General features: G+C 59.1%; 18 protein-coding genes and 1 pseudogene. 11 read left to right on the plus strand and 8 right to left on the minus strand.

The genetic code is table 11. The features are described 5' to 3' along the window. Positions 1-11: 11 nt before the first annotated feature. Both FHX05_RS17115 and FHX05_RS17120 read right to left on the minus strand, forming a co-directional pair. Positions 12-998: a BMP family protein gene (locus tag FHX05_RS17115; protein WP_183873197.1), complete on the minus strand. Its 987-nt coding sequence runs from the start codon at positions 996-998 to the stop codon at positions 12-14. Between the two features lie 196 nt (positions 999-1,194). Beyond that, a complete protein-coding gene (locus FHX05_RS17120) occupies positions 1,195-1,776 on the minus strand; it encodes a TetR/AcrR family transcriptional regulator (protein WP_183873199.1) in 582 nt (193 codons plus the stop codon). 68 nt (positions 1,777-1,844) lie between these two features. On the opposite strand from FHX05_RS17120, the gene FHX05_RS17125 reads away from it, so the two are divergent. The 5 genes from FHX05_RS17125 to FHX05_RS17145 all read left to right on the plus strand — a co-directional run bounded on the left by FHX05_RS17125 (position 1,845) and on the right by FHX05_RS17145 (position 6,225). Then, positions 1,845-2,276, plus strand: coding sequence for a VOC family protein (locus FHX05_RS17125; RefSeq protein WP_183873201.1), 432 nt, complete (start codon positions 1,845-1,847; stop codon positions 2,274-2,276). A gap of 115 nt (positions 2,277-2,391) precedes the next feature. Continuing rightward, a complete protein-coding gene (locus tag FHX05_RS17130; protein WP_015342748.1) occupies positions 2,392-2,598 on the plus strand; it encodes a KTSC domain-containing protein in 207 nt (68 codons plus the stop codon). Positions 2,599-2,762: 164 nt separating this feature from the next. After that, a complete protein-coding gene (locus FHX05_RS17135; protein ID WP_183873203.1) occupies positions 2,763-4,073 on the plus strand; it encodes an MFS transporter in 1,311 nt (436 codons plus the stop codon). 429 nt (positions 4,074-4,502) lie between these two features. Next, positions 4,503-5,216 carry a FadR/GntR family transcriptional regulator gene (locus FHX05_RS17140; RefSeq protein WP_183873588.1) on the plus strand — a complete coding sequence of 238 codons (714 nt, stop codon included), beginning with the start codon at positions 4,503-4,505 and terminating at the stop codon, positions 5,214-5,216. An 88-nt stretch (positions 5,217-5,304) separates the two neighbouring features. Then, complete coding sequence (locus tag FHX05_RS17145) at positions 5,305-6,225, plus strand: dihydrodipicolinate synthase family protein (RefSeq protein ID WP_183873205.1); 921 nt, start codon at positions 5,305-5,307, stop codon at positions 6,223-6,225. Positions 6,226-6,374: 149 nt separating this feature from the next. On the opposite strand, the gene FHX05_RS17150 is transcribed toward FHX05_RS17145, so the two are convergent. The 5 genes and pseudogenes from FHX05_RS17150 to FHX05_RS17170 all read right to left on the minus strand — a co-directional run. Then, on the minus strand, positions 6,375-7,148 hold the full coding sequence (locus FHX05_RS17150) for a L,D-transpeptidase (protein ID WP_183873206.1): 774 nt from the start codon (positions 7,146-7,148) through the stop codon (positions 6,375-6,377). A gap of 299 nt (positions 7,149-7,447) precedes the next feature. Further along, on the minus strand, positions 7,448-7,753 hold the full coding sequence (locus tag FHX05_RS17155) for a hypothetical protein (RefSeq protein WP_112337400.1): 306 nt from the start codon (positions 7,751-7,753) through the stop codon (positions 7,448-7,450). A 615-nt stretch (positions 7,754-8,368) separates the two neighbouring features. Then, a complete protein-coding gene (locus FHX05_RS17160; protein ID WP_112415123.1) occupies positions 8,369-9,595 on the minus strand; it encodes an alpha-D-ribose 1-methylphosphonate 5-triphosphate diphosphatase in 1,227 nt (408 codons plus the stop codon). Between the two features lie 181 nt (positions 9,596-9,776). Next, complete coding sequence (locus FHX05_RS17165; protein WP_183873208.1) at positions 9,777-10,340, minus strand: cytochrome b; 564 nt, start codon at positions 10,338-10,340, stop codon at positions 9,777-9,779. Between the two features lie 323 nt (positions 10,341-10,663). Continuing rightward, positions 10,664-10,948, minus strand: a pseudogene (locus FHX05_RS17170) (helix-turn-helix domain-containing protein); the annotation flags it as partial. Between the two features lie 70 nt (positions 10,949-11,018). Here FHX05_RS17170 and FHX05_RS17175 point away from each other — a divergent pair. The 6 genes from FHX05_RS17175 to mnhG are packed head-to-tail and all read left to right on the plus strand — an operon-like array spanning position 11,019 to position 17,019. After that, entirely contained in the window at positions 11,019-13,940 is a 2,922-nt protein-coding gene (locus FHX05_RS17175) for a monovalent cation/H+ antiporter subunit A (RefSeq protein ID WP_348648326.1), read from the plus strand. Further along, positions 13,940-14,278, plus strand: coding sequence for a Na+/H+ antiporter subunit C (locus tag FHX05_RS17180; protein WP_015342763.1), 339 nt, complete (start codon positions 13,940-13,942; stop codon positions 14,276-14,278). The genes FHX05_RS17175 and FHX05_RS17180 overlap by 1 nt, the downstream gene beginning before the upstream one ends. After that, entirely contained in the window at positions 14,275-15,885 is a 1,611-nt protein-coding gene (locus FHX05_RS17185; RefSeq protein WP_183873212.1) for a monovalent cation/H+ antiporter subunit D, read from the plus strand. The genes FHX05_RS17180 and FHX05_RS17185 overlap by 4 nt, the downstream gene beginning before the upstream one ends. Then, a complete protein-coding gene (locus tag FHX05_RS17190; protein WP_183873214.1) occupies positions 15,885-16,361 on the plus strand; it encodes a Na+/H+ antiporter subunit E in 477 nt (158 codons plus the stop codon). The genes FHX05_RS17185 and FHX05_RS17190 overlap by 1 nt, the downstream gene beginning before the upstream one ends. Further along, entirely contained in the window at positions 16,358-16,639 is a 282-nt protein-coding gene (locus FHX05_RS17195) for a K+/H+ antiporter subunit F (RefSeq protein ID WP_183873216.1), read from the plus strand. The genes FHX05_RS17190 and FHX05_RS17195 overlap by 4 nt, the downstream gene beginning before the upstream one ends. Continuing rightward, a complete protein-coding gene (mnhG, locus tag FHX05_RS17200) occupies positions 16,636-17,019 on the plus strand; it encodes a monovalent cation/H(+) antiporter subunit G (RefSeq protein WP_183873218.1) in 384 nt (127 codons plus the stop codon). Before FHX05_RS17195 ends, mnhG begins: the two co-directional genes overlap by 4 nt. A gap of 61 nt (positions 17,020-17,080) precedes the next feature. Here the strand turns inward: mnhG and FHX05_RS17205 are convergent, their stop codons facing one another. Continuing rightward, positions 17,081-17,617, minus strand: coding sequence for a GNAT family N-acetyltransferase (locus FHX05_RS17205; protein ID WP_183714156.1), 537 nt, complete (start codon positions 17,615-17,617; stop codon positions 17,081-17,083). Positions 17,618-17,851: the final 234 nt, after the last annotated feature.

Genomic DNA, 17,851 nt, shown 5'->3' on the forward strand with positions numbered 1-17,851 from the left:
GCGCCACGCAGTTACTTCGGCTGATCCGCTACCTTCGGCACTTCGAAGGTGCCGGCCTTGATGTCGGCGCGGACCTTCTCCATTGCAGCTTCGGCCTCTGCTGGTGCGATGCCCTTCACATAGACGATGTCACTGCCGCCTTCCTTCATGAGACCATAGGCCGTGTAGTTGCGGCCGACCGGTTTGCCGGCGGCAACGTCGGCGATCGCAGCATTGAGAATGGGACGGAAGTACCACATCGCATTGGCAAAGACGGTGTCCGGGTAGCGTGGCGTGTAATCGATCAGCGATCCCACCGATTTGATATGCCGCTCCTTGGCGGCATCCGCGGTGCCGATGCGTTCACCGAAGAGAATGTCGGCGCCTGCGTCGATCTGCGCGAGACCGGCTTCGCGTGCTTTCGGCGGGTCGAAGAAGGTGCCGATGAAAGAGACCAGATGCTTGCAGTCGGGATTGACCGCTTTGACGCCAGCGGCAAAGGCATTGATCAACATGTTGACTTCCGGGATCGGGATGGCGCCGACCGAGCCGACGACATTCGACTTGGTCATCTTGCCCGCCAGCATGCCGGCGAGATAGGCACCGTCATAGTTCCAGGTGCCGAAGACGCCGAAATTGCTGCCGGCGGCGTCGCCGCTCGAGCCGAGAACGAAAGCCGTATCCGGGTAGTCCGCAGCGACCTGACGTGCTTCCTTCTCCACAGCATAGGCCTCGCCGATAATCAGCTTGTTGCCCTGTTCGGCATATTCGCGCATGGCACGCGGATAGTCCGTGCCCGAAACGCCCTCGGAAAAGACGTATTCGATAACGCCTTCCTTGGCGGCATCCTGGAGCGCCTTGTGAAGACAGGAATTCCAGGCGTTTTCGACCGGCGAAGCGTGAATCCCGGCCACCTTGAGCGGCGCGGCCGCGCGGGCAGCCGGCGCAAGTGCGCTGACGCCGAGCGCGATGCCTGATGCAATGATGGCACGGCGTGACAGTATGATTTCATTGGTCATTTTTTAGTTCCCCAGCTTTTTGATCAATTGGTAAAAATCATATGGGGAGGCTAAAAATGTGTCAAGCGATCCGCGTGCTCAAATAATATGCTGGGTGGCCGATATCCGCTCGTTGCCAGCGGCTTCAGGCAGTCGGCACGGTCGCTATTTCATCGCTTCAGGCGCAACGATCTGATGGGCTTGGCGAGTAAGCACTTCACTCTGCGATCCGTTCGATCATATGGCCGATCGCCTGACGGTAGCGGTCAGCATCGCCGCCGGCATCGATCGCAAGGGCGGCCCGATCGAAGGCGGCCGATAGAATGTCGGCAAGCGCGTCGACCGGAATGCCAGATTTGCGGCCGTGACGGAGAGCTGCTTGCAATCCCTGTCTGAGAGTGAGGGTTGTCGTCTCCTCGTCCAGTTTTTTCATCTCCGTAAAGCCCAGCACCGTCGGTCCTTCGATCAGCAGAAGTCGAGTGCGACCATTAACCCGCATGGCATCGAGATAGGCGTTGCTGCCGGCAATTAACGCGTCGCGAGCAGGAAGCTGCGCCGGCGTCGCTTGCTCTATGGCGCGGGTGACTGCCAGCGCCTCCTGTCTGACGACGGCGCGAAAGAGCGCGCGCTTGTCTTCATAGTGATGATAAAGCGCGCCGCGGGTGATGCCGGCTGCTGCGACGATCTCCGGCGTCGATGTTTCGGCATAGCCTTTCTCCACGAACAGGGCTCGTGCCGCGGCGATGAGGGCAGCCTTGGTCTTCTCGGTTCTTTCACGATTGGAGCGCGGATCTTGCATGCATGCAGCCTGTATGTTATTTGAAAAATACAGGCAGATTGTATGTCTTTTTATGGGAGATGTGAAGCATGAAGGTGACAAGCTATTATCCTGTCATCATGACCGAGCAGGTGGAGGAGACGGCCGCTTTCTACATCGCGCATTTTGGATTTCGGGAAAACTTCGCGAGCGATTGGTATGTCCATCTGCAATCGGCCGAAGACAACGGTATCAATCTCGCCATTCTGGATGGCCGGCATGAGACAATCCCGTCGCAAGGGCGTGGCCGGGTAGCCGGGCTGTTGCTCAATTTCGAAGTGGAAGACGTCGATATGGTCTACGACCACGTGCGGGAAGCTGGATTGCCTATTTTGCTAGCGATCCGCGACGAAGATTTCGGTCAGCGACATTTCATAACGTCCGATCCGAATGGCGTCCTGATCGACATCATCAAGCCGATACCGCCAAGCGCCGAGTTCGCAGCTCTTTATGCCGAGAGCGCCTTGCCGCCGGGCCAGTAAGATGTTGAGCCCAATCGATAAAATCGAGCAATACAACTCTATCTTTGATTAACTAGGTCGCTTCACCCAATATTTCGCTTTTCATGCGACAAAGCCGGCAGAGGTAAGGTGACCCATGCAAGAGCTTCCGGTTTCGTCAAAAATCATCAAATCAGTCTATTTCCGTCCGGATGACGGACGGCTTTATATTCGCTTTAAAAATGGTGAGGAACGTCAATTCACCGGCGTTCCGCAAAAGGCAGCGATTGCCATGGTAAAGGCGCCGTCGCCCGGCCAGCACTATATCGAGCATATTCGCACGAAATTCGAACGCGTCGCCTGAAGCGCAGCCTACAGCCTACACGCTGATTGGCATTTTCGCTTTGAAAGTGCCAGTTCGTTCGTCATCCGTCGCGAAGTCGAACGAGCTTTATGTCTCAGCGCATTGATAAACGCTGAGTTGCGCTATCTACATCGATCAGAACCATCTCCCAGGGAGGACGCGGCGTGATTGATGAAAAGCAGCTTATATCCAAGATCACTTGGAGGATTATGCCCTTCCTGGGCATCCTTTATCTGATCGCCTATATCGATCGCCAGAACGTCAGTTACGCAAAGCTGCAGATGGTCGGCGATCTCGGCATGAGCGAATATGCCTATGGTCTCGGCGCGTCGCTGTTCTTCATCGGTTATTTCATTTTCGAAGTGCCGAGCAACCTGCTTCTCGACAGATTCGGAGCGAGCAGATGGTTCGCGCGCATTCTGATATCCTGGGGCGCAGTCACGGTCGCTCTGGCTTATACGCAGAATGCGACCATGTTCTACATTCTCCGTTTCCTGCTCGGCGCCTGCGAAGCCGGCTTCTTTCCTGGTGTACTTTATCTGCTGACCCTCTGGTATCCTTCGGCCTATCGCGGCAGGATGGTCGGGCTTTTCATGATCTTCAGCGCCTTTGCCAACGCGATCGGTGCGCCGCTCGGCGGCGTGCTGCTGGATTTGAACGGGCTCTATGGTATTGCCGGCTGGCAATGGGTCTTCCTGGTGACGGGTGTTCCCGCCATCCTTGCCGGCTTCATCACCTTGTTTTATCTGCCGGACCTGCCGTCCAGGGCGCCGTTCCTTGACGATACGGAAAAGAAATGGCTGAAGGACCGGCTCGCGGTGGAAAATTCGGGCATGGAGCAGAACGCAGCCGATGGCTTCAAGGCGCTGATCAATCCGCGCGTACTGCTGATGGCGCTTTGCTATATCGGTTTCCCGCTTGCCGCTTACGGGCTCAGCTACTGGCTGCCGACCATCGTCAAGAATTTCGGCGTCAGCAATACGACGAACGGCTTCCTGAACATCATTCCATGGCTTCTTGTCGCAATCGCTCTTTATGCCGTGCCCGCGGCAGCAGACAAGGCGGAGACCAAGGCGCCCTATATCGTCATTCCCGCGCTGGTCGGTGCCGTGAGCCTGGTTCTGTCAGCCGTTATCCCGGACCATACGCTGCAATTTGTTTTCCTCTCCATTGCGGCAGCCGGCATTTTTGCGGGCCAGCCGGTGTTCTGGAGCCTACCGTCGCGCTTCTTGCAGGGAGCGGGTGCGGCAGCGGGTCTTGCCGCGATCAACTCCGTTGGCAATCTCGGCGGCTTTATCGCCCAGAACGTCGTCCCCTGGATCAAGGATTCCACGGGAAGCACGATCGCGCCGATGTTCTTCCTAGCGGCCTGCCTGCTGGCAGCGGCACTTTTGGTTCTAGTGGTAGGGCGCATGGTGCCGCGCACGCCACGCCCGGAAGATTTCGGCAACTCAGGTGCAGCCCGAGTCAAATGATTGCGCTCATCTGAGCAGAACATTCTTCGGATGAGAGGGGCGGTCTGATGGCCGCTCCCGGGAGGCGTCGGCATTGACGTCCCAACGCTCGGCGAGCTTCTGGAGCACCTGGGTAAATTCGAGCTTCCAACGACGCGGCCTGCCAGAGACAGGGCCGCCATTCCCGCCATGCCGCCGAGGACGGCGCGCCTGCTCACGCCGCGGGACAATATTTCATCGCGCATCGAATCCCTCCCGTTTTAATCTCGACCTGGCTCTGCCTCGGCCGATGCGACAGGCTCCCGTCCCGTCACCATGCACCCATCCGGCGCAGCGTCGAGACCATATTACATTCTCAGGTAATTACAATAGTTGACAGATTTTTACAGATTTTGTAGTTCTGAACGCGCAGGTGCGCTGTGCCTGCGCCGCCATTCACGAAGGATGATGATGAAACTCTCTGTCGCCAACGATTCCGGTGTGGGCGTGACGCGCTTCGGCGACATCATCTATGAGAGGATCGTCGCGATGATTGCGGATGGAACCTTTCCTGTGAACGAGCGGTTGCCGGCGGAAGCCAAGCTCGCGGAAATGTTCGGCGCGTCACGGCCTGTTGTGCGCGACGCTCTGGAGCGGCTGCGTGCAGATGGTTTGGTCGTTTCGAGCAAGGGGTCAGGTTCCTATGTCAGGCAAAGGCCGGATTCCTCGGTCCTGAAAATGGTGCCTGTAGGATCGCTTGCCGATGTCCAGCGCTTTTTCGAATTTCGCGCCGGGCTTGAGGCGGAGGCCGCCGAGCTTGCTGCGCGCAACTGGCAGGCTGATGACAAGGAGCGGATCACACTAGCGCTTCAAAAAATCGAACAGTGTCTTCGCGAGGGCCGACTTGGCGCTGAAGAAGATCAGGAACTGCACGATGCCATTGCGGTCGCCACCGGCAATCAATTCCATGTCTCTGCTCGCGAATTGTTCCGGCCGCATTTCGCCATCGGTCATTCCGTGACCCGCAGCCTCAGCCTCAAGCGGACGCCAGAACAGATCCGCAGTGTTCAGGATGAGCATGCCGTCATCGTGCAGGCGATTTTCGCGCGGCAGGAGACCGAGGCTCACGATGCCATGAAGCGCCATATCTTGAATGCACGCGCCCGCATGTTCCAGGGCGTATAGGGAATTGGATGAGGCAAAGGCGAGGTGATGGCTTCTTTACGTCTCCTCGTTTGCGTCTCGATGGATGATAAAGGGTCAGGGTAGGAAGATGAGCATTGAAACCATGCGGCAGGTGCTGACCGGCGTCTCCGGTGTTCCGGTCACGGCCTATGAAGGAAGTGGCGAGGTGGAACCGCGCATCACCGCTCAAGTCTATCAGCGGGTAGCGGCTGCCGGGATTCATAACATCGTCGCAGCGGGCAATACGGGCGAGTTCTATGCGCTCACTCCGCAAGAAATCCGCCGCGTCCATGAAGCGGCGATATCCGGCGTCGACGGCAAGGCGCCGGTGACGGCGGCGATTGGCCGTTCATTGCGCGAGGCAATCCAGATGGCGAAGGATGCTGCCTCGATCGGTGCTTCAGCCGTCATGTCGCACCAGCCGGTGGATCCTTTCGCCGCACCCGGCTCGCAGATCGACTATTTCCGCGATCTGGCGGAGGCCTCGCCCCTGCCGCTCGTTGCCTATGTCCGTGCCGAGGGCTTCAGCGTCGAAGACATGGTTCGCCTGGCCGGTCACGGCAACATTGTCGGCATCAAGTTTGCGACGACGGATCTGATGCTGCTTTCGCGGGCGATCGCGAGTTCCGACCCAAAAGGCGCGCTCTTCGTCTGCGGTCTGGCCGAAAGCTGGGCTCCGACATTTGCGGCGGCGGGCGCAAGAGGCTTCACCTCAGGCCTCGTCAATGTTGCGCCGAAGCTGTCGCTTGCCGTTCACGCTGCCTTGGAGAAAGGCGATTTCGCCGCTGCGCGCGCCATCGTCAACAAGCTTGAGCCCTTCGAACGCATGCGCACGAAGTTCCGCAACGGAACAAACGTTACCGTCGTCAAGGAGGCCGTGACCTATTCCGGCCTCGATGTCGGTCCTGTCCGTGTTCCGGGCGTGCCACGTCTTGATGAGAAGGATCGCGAAGAGTTGTTCGCTTTGCTGCGCAGATGGCGGGAGGTGGATGAACTTTCCTCCAGCTGACGCATCGATGCCAATGACGGCCATTTCGTGAACCAAATCTGATCGGCGCCGGAGAAACTCGCTTCGGCGCCGCACTCTCCCATACCGTCGTTTACGCAGTTTCCCTTGGATTGAGATGAAGAAGAGATCGGCGATCGTTGAGGTCGCAGTCAGAGCACCACGACCTTCGCTCCTACGCTGACCCGGCTATAAAGATCCATTACATCCGGATTTGCCATGCGGATGCAGCCGGAAGATACAGCCTTGCCGATCGAGTTGGGCTCATTGGTGCCATGGATGCGATAGAGGGTGGAACCGAGATAGAGCGCCCTTGCCCCAAGGGGATTATTGAGACCGCCCTCCATGTGATCGGGTAGTTCCGGGCGACGGGCGATCATTTCCTTGGGGGGTGTCCAATCGGGCCATTCCGCCTTGCGGCTGACCGTTTCCGTGCCCTTCCAGGAAAACCCTTGCTTGCCGACGCCGATGCCGTATTTGAGTGCGGTTCCGTCATTCTGAACCAGATAAAGGCGTTTTTCCTTCGTGGAGATCACGATCGTGCCCGGCTCATAGCCGGAGAAGGGGACCACCGTGCGCGGGATCGGCGATCGCGCCATGGCCGCACGCTGGTCATCCTTGACGCCGGGGTTGAACTGCGGGGAAGTCTCGCGCGGATCGATCGAAGCCTGCCGTGGTAGCCGCCGGGGAGGAGGCGGGAAGTCGCCGTCCTCGTCATCATAATAGTCATAGGCGTCGCCGCGATAGTAATAGCCATCATCAAGGCGCCGATCGTCCCGATAGCGCGGTGGTGCTTCTCGGAAATATCGTGGAGCGGCGTAGTCGTCGCCATAATCTGGCAAGTATCTCCATTCCTGTGCATGCGCGGCGACGCTTGCCATCAGCACTGCCACAGCGGGCAAAAGAACCAGTCTCATAGTCTTCATGTTACAACCATATTTCCCGAAATTGTGCCCCTCCGAGGGTGGGCAGCTTGCGCCGACAATTCCGGAAACGGCGGGCGTAATTGTGGCAAAACGGCTGAAAGTCTCACAATCAGGTGCTAGATACCGTCGATAATGAAGATATTGCGGCAGGTTTGGAAGCACCTGCAAATCCCGACAAGCCGATCGGCAGAATCGCCCGGAGGACTATGGCGCGAGCTGAATTGGGCATCCGATGGCGCCCCGCATCTATAGAGATACCGCTATTTATTGTCGAACGCTGCGATTGCCGGCTGGAGCTGTTAAATTCCTGCTCCGTCGAGCTGCTCAGCGTCGTCGCCCTCCCAGGGCGAGGGCATCGAGGTCCGATTGAGATTGGCCGAGGGAAGCGGCATCCAGCACTTCAATTCCGGCTCGGCATATTCAATGATGCACCCTGGCGCAGAATCGGAAGCGCGCCAGCCTTCCGACCCGAAGCGATCCCCACTCGACCAATAGGCAAGGTCGACTTCTGCCGGCCCTTGCTCGGACGGCCGGATGGTAACGAGAATTCTGCTGCCGTCTTTCGGCGCGCTTGCCATTTGGCGCCAGCGATCTGGCTCGTCCATCATTATTCCTCCTGCCTCGCTCCAGATTGGAAGTGTCGCCTCACCATTGGAAACGGTCAACTCAAACTTTGCGCAATCCAGCCGCTGCTGATTGATCTTGGATCGAAATAGATCGCGATTTTCTGCAATCGGTGGGAGCAACCGCTGCCGATGTTTTGATGGATATAGCGGTCTCTTTTTATGGGAGAGAGCCGCGTTTGGCGCTGCCTTAACGGTGCGTAGCGCCTCCATAAGCAATAGCGGCTCAGATAATTCGAGGTCTTCGGCCGCGGGCAAGCTTTCGGCCGGGATCCATTTGCGCGAACGCCTCGATATTTTTCGGAACCAGCGGCCCATGTCTGCGTAGACTTATGTGACAAGCTTTGCTGGGTCCTAGCGAGCGCGCAGCGCGGTGCTTCGTGTCGTGCCCAGAAAGGGCGAATTTCATTGTACGACGATCCCTGGAGTCATGTCGAAAGGAGGCCGCATGTCCAGATACACGCCTCTGGTGCTTTTCTTCATCTGCGCGGGATTGCTGACTTGCATGATCAGTGTCGGTTTAGCCTCCCTTCTTCAATGAATGGGGCCATCCCGGGCCACAAAATACGGCCTGTGACGCCGTGCTTTGATGTGCCGCTAGTGCCCAGCGGCAATGGCTCGATAGGCCTCGCGGCCGGCGACCCAGGTGCGCCGGACGACGGGTACATCGCCCTCGGGCCATTCGACCAGGATGAGGTCGGCTCGACTGCCGACCTTGATCGTACCGCGATCGTCAAGGCCCGATGCCCGTGCGGGATTGCCGGAGACCAGCGGCCACAGATCTTGCAGCGATCCCACGCCATCTGCCTTCAGGCGCGCGAGTCCCAGCAGCATGGCGGGATAATAATAATCCGAGGCGAGGATATCGCAGAGGCCCTCGCGGATCATGTCGGCGGCCCCGATCGAGGCGAGATGACTGCCGCCGCGCGTTGCATTCGGCGCGCCGAAGACAATAAAATCACCCGCATCACGGGCGGCGCGCGCCACGCGGCGGTTCATGGGGAATTCGCAGATACGTGCACCGCGTGCGCGATAGAAATCACGCGTCTCAATCTGGCTGTCGTCATGCGAAAGCATCGGAGCGCCGGCAGCCTCGCCAAGCGCTGAGACTTCGTTGATAGCCGCCAGCACTTGCGGCCGGCGCTCCCACATGGTGCGTGCCATGGCGATCATGTCTGAGACAGGCAGCTTTGCCCTCTTCGCCCGTTCGGCCATCTTGTCCGCGAAAACCGGTGAGCCCGGATCCAGAGCTGGGAAATTCGGGTCGAGATCGAACGGCCGTTCCTGCAGCGATATCGAGGGATCAAGCAGCAGCATCGATGTGTGATCGTTGAAGGCAATGGAGGGTTGCCGAGGACCTGACAACGCATCGCGAATAAGATCGATCGCCTCAAAACAAAATGTTTCCCAGCGCAATTGGACCCGGTTGTCGACCATCAACCTGGAAGCCAGCGTATCGAGCGAGGAAACCACCGCGCGGCCGTTGTCGACGGAGCGCAGCCCCGGCTCCCAACTCAAGGTCAGTGCGTGGAAGGCTGTGGCGATGCCATTGGCAGCAAGCTGTCGATCCGTTTCGAGCAGCGCCGGCGCAACAGGCAACATCGTGCCCGGACGCGGCATGAGCTGTCGCTCGAAAGCGTCGCCGTGGACATCCACGAAAGCTGGCCCGAGAAGATGACCGCGCCCGTCGATAACGGCGGCTCCGTCGCGCGCACCGTCGATATCAGTGATACGTCCCTCTTCGATCCGTATCGATGCTGGTTGCAGGCGGTCGCCGAAGACAACGGTGGCGCCCTCGATGAGAATGGGAGAATTGTGGTGCATGGGCGGCCTGTTTCGCGACGTGACGAGGGCGGGAATCGCAGCCCTGTGGCGGCTGATTTCCAGCACGTGCTTCTAGTGACACGATATGACAGATTTGAGAATGCTGTTGCCAAATCTCCCATCCAAAACGGCTGCCGCCGCCCACCGTGGTCGAGCAATGGATATCGACACTATCGATACGTCAAAGTCCAAGCATTCTCTGCAACACCTCATCTCTCCGAATGAAATGGTGCCAGAGGGCTGCCAGTATATGCAGGCTGACAAGAACATAGAGGCAGTAAGCACCGTATTCGTGGATCTGCGCAGCGATTCTTTCCAAGCCCCTGTCAGGCGACAGCAGGTTGGGCCATTGGAAGAGACCAAACCAGGGCAGATCATGCCCCCCAGCGGCGGAGGTGGTGTAGCCGGCAAGCGGCATCAAGACCATCAGGGCGTACAGCAGGATATGCGCGCCGCGCGCTGCATAATGGTTGAAGACGTCTAGCGGAAGCCGATGGGTGGGTTCGCCAAACGAAAGTCTCAGCGGCAGCCTGACGGCGATGAGGATAAGTGCCGTCATGCCGAGCGATTTATGTACATCGAGGAGGGCGCGGCGCAGAGGCGTGCCGGGTGTGAGATAAGAACAATAGAGACCGATGAGGAGCGCGGAAATGATGACGACAGCCATTAGCCAATGCAGGAGCCGTTGCGATGGCCGGTAGCGGGCTGTCGTAAGCGTGGTTGATGCTTCGTTGGTGATGGACATATGTTTCTCCGGTCGTCCTGGGGTACGGCGCGAATGTGGTGATCGGCGCGAATGTGGCTGATTTGAGGGCCTATTCATTCACCTTCCTGCGAGCAGAGTCGGATCGACAGCCGGCAAGGCTTCCCAGGGCGGCAAAACGGGTTGTCCGTTGCCTCATAGAGAACAGGCCTGCCGCCCGGCGCTTTGCTCGTGCCAGATGCCGGTCGCCGATCCTATCGGTCTGCCTTCGGAGGGAGGATCTGGGCTTTGTCGCCGGCGGTAGACAGGATCTCGCAGCTCTCGGTATGGGACGGCGCTTGGCCCTCCGTGGCGAGAGCCTTGGTACAGATGCCGATCTCGTGCCCCTGGATCCGGAAGAAGGCGATGCCTCCGGCCTCGAGCGCCAGTCGCAGTTGCGCTTCCGTCGCCCGATGCAGGCTATGGCGATTGCCCTCGTAATCGCGGATCGTGCTGCGCGACACGCCCGAACGGTCGGCAAGGTCCATCTGCGTCCAATCGAGGAAGCCGCGGGCCGCCCGGCAGAGCGCTGGTGTCAAAATCATCGCCATCTTACCTTGACGCAGGGTTTCAAGCTGCCCATATTGGGCGATATCTATCATATAGGGCATAATATAGCGGATTTCCAGGGGTTTTTGCCGACTGGCATGATCCGGCCAAGCGAAGGAGCAACGTTTTGGGATAACGAGCGGGCCTATTTTTATTTTAGCACTTTTGGCTCTGCCGTTTATCGGAAGTCTTCTTTCCGTATGCCTCTTGCGCACGCAGTCACGGCGTGGCCCGGCCTGGATTGCCGGCATCATTACATTTCTTGCGTTGTTGATTTCCGCAAGCTTCTATCCTGCCGTCAAAAACGGCGGCGTCGTCCGTTATAGCATAGAATGGCTGCCGCAGTTGGGGCTTGATTTCGGTCTCAGGCTGGATGGCTTTGCGTGGCTGTTTTCGCTCGTCATCACCGCCATCGGTTTTCTCGTCATTGTCTATGCCCGCTACTACATGTCGGAGGAGGACCCGGTTCCCCGCTTCTTCTCCTTCCTGCTTGCCTTCATGGGTGCGATGCTCGGCATCGTGCTGTCGGGCAATGTCATCCTGCTCTCGATATTCTGGGAGCTGACCAGCATCTTCTCCTTCCTTCTGATCAGCTATTGGCACAATACCGCCGCGGCGCGTGATGGTGCCCGCATGGCGCTGACGACCACCGGGATTGGCGGATTCTGCCTGCTGGTCGGGCTGATCCTGCTCGGCCATATCGTCGGCAGCTACGATCTGGACAGGATCCTGGCATCGGGCGATATCATCCGCAATCATCCGCTCTATCTGCCTGCATTGATACTCATCCTGCTCGGTGCGCTGACCAAGAGTGCGCAGTTTCCCTTCCATTTCTGGCTTCCGAATGCGATGGCGGCGCCGACGCCCGTCTCCGCCTATCTGCATTCCGCCACGCTGGTGAAAGCCGGCGTTTTCCTGCTGGCGCGCTTCTGGCCGGTTCTCGCCGGCACCAATGAGTGGTTCTACATAGTCGGGGCCGCCGGCATCATCACGCTGCTGCTCGGCGCCTATTTCGCGATGTTCCAGCAGGATCTCAAAGGGCTGCTCGCCTATTCGACGATCAGCCATCTCGGTCTCATCACAACGCTGCTCAGCCTCGGCAGTCCGCTTGCTACGGTTGCGGCCATCTTCCACATGCTGAACCACGCGACCTTCAAGGCGTCGCTGTTCATGGCGGCCGGCATCATCGATCACGAGACCGGCACGCGCGACATGCGCCGCCTGAGCGGCCTGTTCCGCTATATGCCGTTCACGGGGGCGCTTGCGATCGTCGCGAGTGCCGCCATGGCCGGTGTTCCGCTGCTCAATGGTTTTCTGTCGAAGGAAATGTTCTTCGCCGAAGCGATCGAAACCCATGCCGATTCCATCCTCGATCGCATGCTTCCCTATGTGGCGACGCTCGCAAGCGCCTTCAGCGTCGCCTATTCGCTGCGCTTCATTCAGACGGTGTTTTTCGGGCCGGCGCCGACTGATCTGCCGATCGCCAAGCCGCATGAGCCGCCGCGCTGGATGCGCTTCCCGATCGAGCTTCTGGTCGTGGTATGCCTGGTCGTCGGCATCGTTCCGGCACTTTCGGTGGCGCCCTTCCTGCAGGCAGCCGTCGTCAGCGTTCTCAACGCCGATACGCCGCAATACAGCCTCTCTCTCTGGCACGGCTTCAATCTGCCTGTTATCATGAGCATTGTCGCGTTGGTCGGCGGGACGGTGTTCTATTTCGCCTTCAAGGATTATTTTTCGCGATGTGACGACGGTCCGCCCCTCTTTCGCCGCCTGAAGGGACAGCGCATCTTCGAGCGGGTGCTAGTCGAGGTTTCCTGGCACTGGGCGCGAATAGCCGAAAAGCGGATCGGCACGCGCAAGCTGCAGCCGCAGCTTCGCTGGGTGGTGGCAACAGGCTTTGCGGCTGGCCTGCTGCCGCTCTATCTGTCGGGCTTCGAGGCCAAGCATTTTGCCTTTTCAGGCGCCGATCCGGTGTTCGCCGTCGTCTGGGCGATCGGGATTTGCTTGGCGATCGGCACTGCCTTTTTTGCCAAATATCATCGGCTTGTTGCCTTGGTGATGCTGGGTGGGGTCGGATTGATCGTCTGCATGACGTTCATCTGGCTGTCGGCACCGGATCTTGCGATTACCCAACTTCTCGTCGAGATCGTCACGACGGTGCTCATCCTTCTAGGCTTGCGCTGGCTACCGAAGCGGACAGAAGGGATTGACGATACGGTGAATTTACGCGCTCGTTTCCGACGCTTCCGCGATTTGGCGCTCGCCGTCATCTGCGGCATCGGCATGATGTTCATTTCCTATGCCGTCATGACCATGCCGGTGCCTGACGCCATCGCGAATTACTTCCTGGAAAATGCCTATTCGAAGGGCGGCGGCCGTAATGTCGTCAACGTCATCTTGGTCGATTTCCGTGGCTTCGATACGCTTGGCGAAATCGCCGTCCTCGGTGTCGTCGCCTTGACTGTCTATGCGCTGCTGCGTCGTTTCCGCCCGGCGCCCGACAGCATGGAGATGCCGGAGCAGCAGCAGATCCAGAACCGTTTCGACGAGGAACGGCCGGAGCGCTCGGCCGGCGATACCGTGCGCGACTATCTGCTGGTGCCCTCCGTCATCATGCAGTGGATGTTCCCCTTCGTGATCGCTCTTTCGGTCTATATCTTCATGCGTGGGCATGACGCGCCGGGCGGCGGCTTCTCGGCCGGTCTCACGCTCTCGATCGCCTTCCTGTTGCAATATCTGGCCGGCGGCACGCGTTGGGCGGAGGATCGCATCCGCATCCTGCCGCTGCGATGGATGGGCGCCGGGCTTCTGATCGCGACGGCAACGGGCATCGGCGCCTGGTTCTTCGGCTATCCATTCCTCACCTCGCATTTCCAGTATCTGGACCTGCCGTTGCTCGGCAAGGTTCCGGCGGCAAGCGCGCTGTTCTTCGATCTCGGCGTTTTCCTGCTCGTCGTGGGATCCACGGTTCTGATCCTCGTCGCGCTTGCGCACCAGTCGATCCGTATCAACCGCTTGCGTGCGCTCGATGCCGACAAGGCAAAGGGGGACTGATGGAACTCATCTTGTCCATTGCAATCGGTGTCATGACGGCTTGCGGGGTCTGGCTGATCCTGCGCCCGCGCACCTACCAGGTCATCATCGGCCTGTCTTTGCTCTCCTATGCGGTCAATCTCTTCATCTTCGGCGTCGGCGGCGTGAAGACGAATGTGCCGCCGCTGCTTGGCGATGGCACGGCAACGCACGCGTTGGCAGATCCGGTGCCGCAGGCTCTGGTGCTGACTGCGATCGTTATCGGCTTTGCCACAACGGCTCTGTTCCTGGTCGTACTGCTTGCCTCACGCGGCCTCACCGGTACGGACCATGTCGATGGCAGGAGTGACCGGAAATGACGGGCTGGTCGCATCATCTCATCATTGCGCCGATCCTGGTTCCCCTTGTCGCGGGTGCGTTGCTTGTGTTCATCGATGAGCGTTCGCGCACGCTGAAGGCGCTCATCAGCCTCGTTGCAACGCTATTGCTGGTGGGCATTGCGCTTGCGCTCTTCCGTGTAGAAGGCGGATCGCCGGGGCAAGAGCGTGCGTATCTACTAGGAAACTGGAGCGCGCCCTTCGGCATCGTGCTTGTGCTCGATGGCTTGTCGGCACTCATGCTGCTGCTGACATCCATCGTTGCCGTTGCCGCGTTGATATTTTCGTTGGCGCGTTGGCATGCGGTCGGTGCGCATTTCCACACCATGTTCCAGTTGCTGCTGATGGGGGTCAACGGTGCGTTCCTGACGGGTGATCTCTTCAATCTCTTCGTCTTCTTTGAGGTCATGCTGGCCGCATCTTACGGCCTTTTGCTGCACGGCTCCGGGCCGCTCCGGGTCAAGGCGGGCATGCATTACATTGCCGTCAATCTCGCAGCCGCGCTGCTCTTCCTTATCGGCGTCAGCCTGATCTATGGCACGGCAGGAACGTTGAACATGGCGGATCTTGCCATGCGCATCCCGGAAATGTCGGCAGATCGCCGCATGTTGATGCAGGCGGGCGCCGGCGTGCTCGGCATCGCATTCCTCATCAAGGCCGGCATGTGGCCGCTCTGCTTCTGGCTGCCGACGGCCTATAGCGCGGCGTCGGCGCCGGTTGCGGGCGTATTTGCCATTCTCAGTAAGCTTGGCATCTACGTCATCCTACGGCTGACCATGCTGCTGTTCAGCGCCGGTCCGTCCGCCGGCTTCGGCGCGACCGTGCTTCTCTATGGCGGGATGGCAACGCTGATCTTCGGAACGATCGGTGTGCTGGCGTCGCAGGCGCTTGGCCGGCTGGCGGGTTTTTCGGTGCTGGTCTCATCCGGTACGCTGGTTACGGTGATCGGTATCAACGATGGCTCGATCTCGGCCGGTGCGCTAATGTATCTCGTCAGCTCGACGTTGACGATCAGCGCATTCTTCATGCTGATCGAGCTCGTCGAGCGCGGACAGGATGCGGGCGCCAGCGTTCTCGCGGTCACGATGGAGGCCTATGGCGATGCCGAGGAGAAGGAGCCGGCAGAAGGCGATGGCGTGACCATGCCCGGCACCATGGCGATGCTCGGCATCTGCTTTGCCGCCTGCGGCATCCTGTTGGCCGGCCTGCCGCCACTTTCCGGCTTCGTCTCCAAGTTCGCCATGCTCTCGGCCATGATGGGGACCGGCGCGATCGGCATTCCGCCGAGCACTGCGGTATGGGCGTTGATCCTGCTGGTCATTCTTTCCGGCATTGCCGCTTTGATCGCCATGACACGGGCCGGCATACGCACATTCTGGAGTTCGCTGGAGGGCACTGTTCCCCGTGTGCTTGTCATCGAGATATTCCCGGTCATGGGCTTGCTCGCATTGACGCTGGCACTGACCATTTGGGCCGGCCCCGTCATGCAATATATGGATGCGACCATCCGCACGCTCAGCGATCCCAATCTCTATGTCGATGCAGTCCGCAATGCCGTGGTCGCGCCGGCAAAGACGGGAGGCCTGTGATGCTGCCTTATCCGCTCCTGGCGCTGAGCCTGATCCTGATGTGGCTGCTGCTAAGCGGCTTCACGCTCGGTCAGCTTATCCTCGGCATCATCGTCGCGGTCTTTGCCTCCTGGGGGATGGCATCGCTACGACCCGAAAAGCCGCGGCTGCGGAAATGGTATCTGCTGCCCAAACTCTTCTTTCGGGTCGTTTTCGATGTGGTGAAATCGAATGGACAAGTGGCCTGGATCATCCTGAGAGGGCGCTCGCGCAAGACGATGCCGGGGTTTGTGGTTCTTGAGCTCAGGGTGCGGGATCAGATTCCGCTGGCGCTGCTTGCGGTTATCCTGACCAGCACGCCGGGCTCTGCGTGGCTGGAATATGATTCCAACGACAACACGGTGCTGCTGCATGTGCTCGATCTCGAGAACGAGGCGCAATGGCGTCAAACGGTCGCCAACCGTTATGAAAACCTGCTGATGGAGATTTTTGCATGAGCGCCACGATCATCCAGATATCCGTTACGATTGCGCAGATGATGATCGTGGCGGCGATGGCGATCGCCTTCATTCGTATGTTCCGGGGACCGCGCGCGCAGGATCGCATCATTGCACTCGACACGCTTTATGTGAATGCCATGCTGCTCCTGTTGACTTTCGGCATTGGAACCGCCCGCGTCGTTTATTTCGAGGCGGCACTCGTCATCGGCATGCTGGGCTTTGTCGCAACGGTTGCCTTAGCGAAATTCCTGATGCGCGGGGAGGTGATCGAATGAGCGCGTCATTTGAAAACATACCTCTGTGGGCCGCGATCCCCGTCGGCGGACTTCTCGTGGTCGGCGCTTTCCTGACGCTCGTCGGCGCCATCGGGTTTCTGAGGCTTGGAACATTCTACGAGCGCATTCACGCGCCGACATTGGGAACGAGCGGCGGCATCGGCGCGATCATGATCGCGTCGATGATCTTCTTTTCGACCGCGACGCGGTCCCTCGTCATTCATGAACTGCTGATCGGTATTTTCATAACGGTGACGACGCCGATCACCTTCATGCTGCTCGCCCGCGCAGCTCTGCATCGCGATCGTGCCGAGCAGAACGGCAATGTTCCGCCAAAACAATCGCCCGAGCAGAAGCCGGCCGAGGGGCATCCGTCATAGGTGACCGACCACTACGGCCGCACGAAGATGCCGCGCTGGGTCTTCTATGGGGTCGCGGCACTTAACGCTCAAGCATATAGCGGCACTGGACGATGGCTTCGCAGCGCGCTCGTGAAAAAAGCTCTCTGTTGCCGACTGGCCTAAAGCCCAGTTTGGTCAGCACCCGTCCCGAGGCGGGGTTGTCGGATGCGTGACCGGATTCGAGCCTGGACAAGCCGACCACCTGGAAGGCAAAGCCGATCAGTGCTCGCGCCGCCTCGAAGGCATAGCCCTTTCCCCAGGCTTGCCTTTCCAGCCAATAGCCAAGGCTGCCCTCACTCCCGGTAATGCCATCGACGTCGACGATGCCGATCATTCTTTCCTCTTGTTCGATGGCGAAACGATAGGCGGAGCCTTCGGCCCATTCGCGTCCATGGCTGGAAAACCAATCTCTGATATCGCTTTCGTCCGGAGGGTATGAGGCGTTGCTCAGCATACGTGTCACGGCCCAGTCGCTCTGGATTTCGAATGCGCGTGTAGCGTCGATGGCCGAGGTAGGGCGCAAGCGGAGGCGTGCCGTCTCGATGGAAGAGCGCTGGATTGATTTTGCTGTCATCATGGAAGTGTCTTGCCGGTAGAAAGATGGCGATGTGCGGTGAGGGCTCCTGAGTTTACTATCTCTGCGCGAGATGATGATGGGAAGCGATTTTATCAAGCTGCCGTTTTTTAGTCTTAGCCAATATATTGCCGCAATGGGCGCGCAAAAGCGCCGCCTCTTGCGGGCCTGGCCCGCGGGAATGTGGGACCGGCCGTGAGAGCGTTCCGTTTACGAGGGGCGAACCCCCTTTCGCGG

The organism is Rhizobium sp. BK491 (assembly GCF_014194925.1).
Classification (GTDB): Bacteria; Pseudomonadota; Alphaproteobacteria; order Rhizobiales; family Rhizobiaceae; genus Rhizobium.

Coding starts and splice junctions, on each gene's coding strand:
- FHX05_RS17185 (WP_183873212.1), top strand. CDS start 14,275: ATGACGGGCTGGTCGCATCATCTCATCATTGCGCCGATCCTGGTTCCC.
- FHX05_RS17140 (WP_183873588.1), top strand. CDS start 4,503: ATGAAACTCTCTGTCGCCAACGATTCCGGTGTGGGCGTGACGCGCTTC.
- FHX05_RS17180 (WP_015342763.1), top strand. CDS start 13,940: ATGGAACTCATCTTGTCCATTGCAATCGGTGTCATGACGGCTTGCGGG.
- mnhG (WP_183873218.1), top strand. CDS start 16,636: ATGAGCGCGTCATTTGAAAACATACCTCTGTGGGCCGCGATCCCCGTC.
- FHX05_RS17155 (WP_112337400.1), bottom strand. CDS start 7,753: ATGGACGAGCCAGATCGCTGGCGCCAAATGGCAAGCGCGCCGAAAGAC.
- FHX05_RS17150 (WP_183873206.1), bottom strand. CDS start 7,148: ATGAAGACTATGAGACTGGTTCTTTTGCCCGCTGTGGCAGTGCTGATG.
- FHX05_RS17195 (WP_183873216.1), top strand. CDS start 16,358: ATGAGCGCCACGATCATCCAGATATCCGTTACGATTGCGCAGATGATG.
- FHX05_RS17130 (WP_015342748.1), top strand. CDS start 2,392: ATGCAAGAGCTTCCGGTTTCGTCAAAAATCATCAAATCAGTCTATTTC.
- FHX05_RS17120 (WP_183873199.1), bottom strand. CDS start 1,776: ATGCAAGATCCGCGCTCCAATCGTGAAAGAACCGAGAAGACCAAGGCT.
- FHX05_RS17145 (WP_183873205.1), top strand. CDS start 5,305: ATGAGCATTGAAACCATGCGGCAGGTGCTGACCGGCGTCTCCGGTGTT.
- FHX05_RS17160 (WP_112415123.1), bottom strand. CDS start 9,595: ATGCACCACAATTCTCCCATTCTCATCGAGGGCGCCACCGTTGTCTTC.
- FHX05_RS17190 (WP_183873214.1), top strand. CDS start 15,885: ATGCTGCCTTATCCGCTCCTGGCGCTGAGCCTGATCCTGATGTGGCTG.
- FHX05_RS17115 (WP_183873197.1), bottom strand. CDS start 998: ATGACCAATGAAATCATACTGTCACGCCGTGCCATCATTGCATCAGGC.
- FHX05_RS17205 (WP_183714156.1), bottom strand. CDS start 17,617: ATGATGACAGCAAAATCAATCCAGCGCTCTTCCATCGAGACGGCACGC.
- FHX05_RS17125 (WP_183873201.1), top strand. CDS start 1,845: ATGAAGGTGACAAGCTATTATCCTGTCATCATGACCGAGCAGGTGGAG.
- FHX05_RS17165 (WP_183873208.1), bottom strand. CDS start 10,340: ATGTCCATCACCAACGAAGCATCAACCACGCTTACGACAGCCCGCTAC.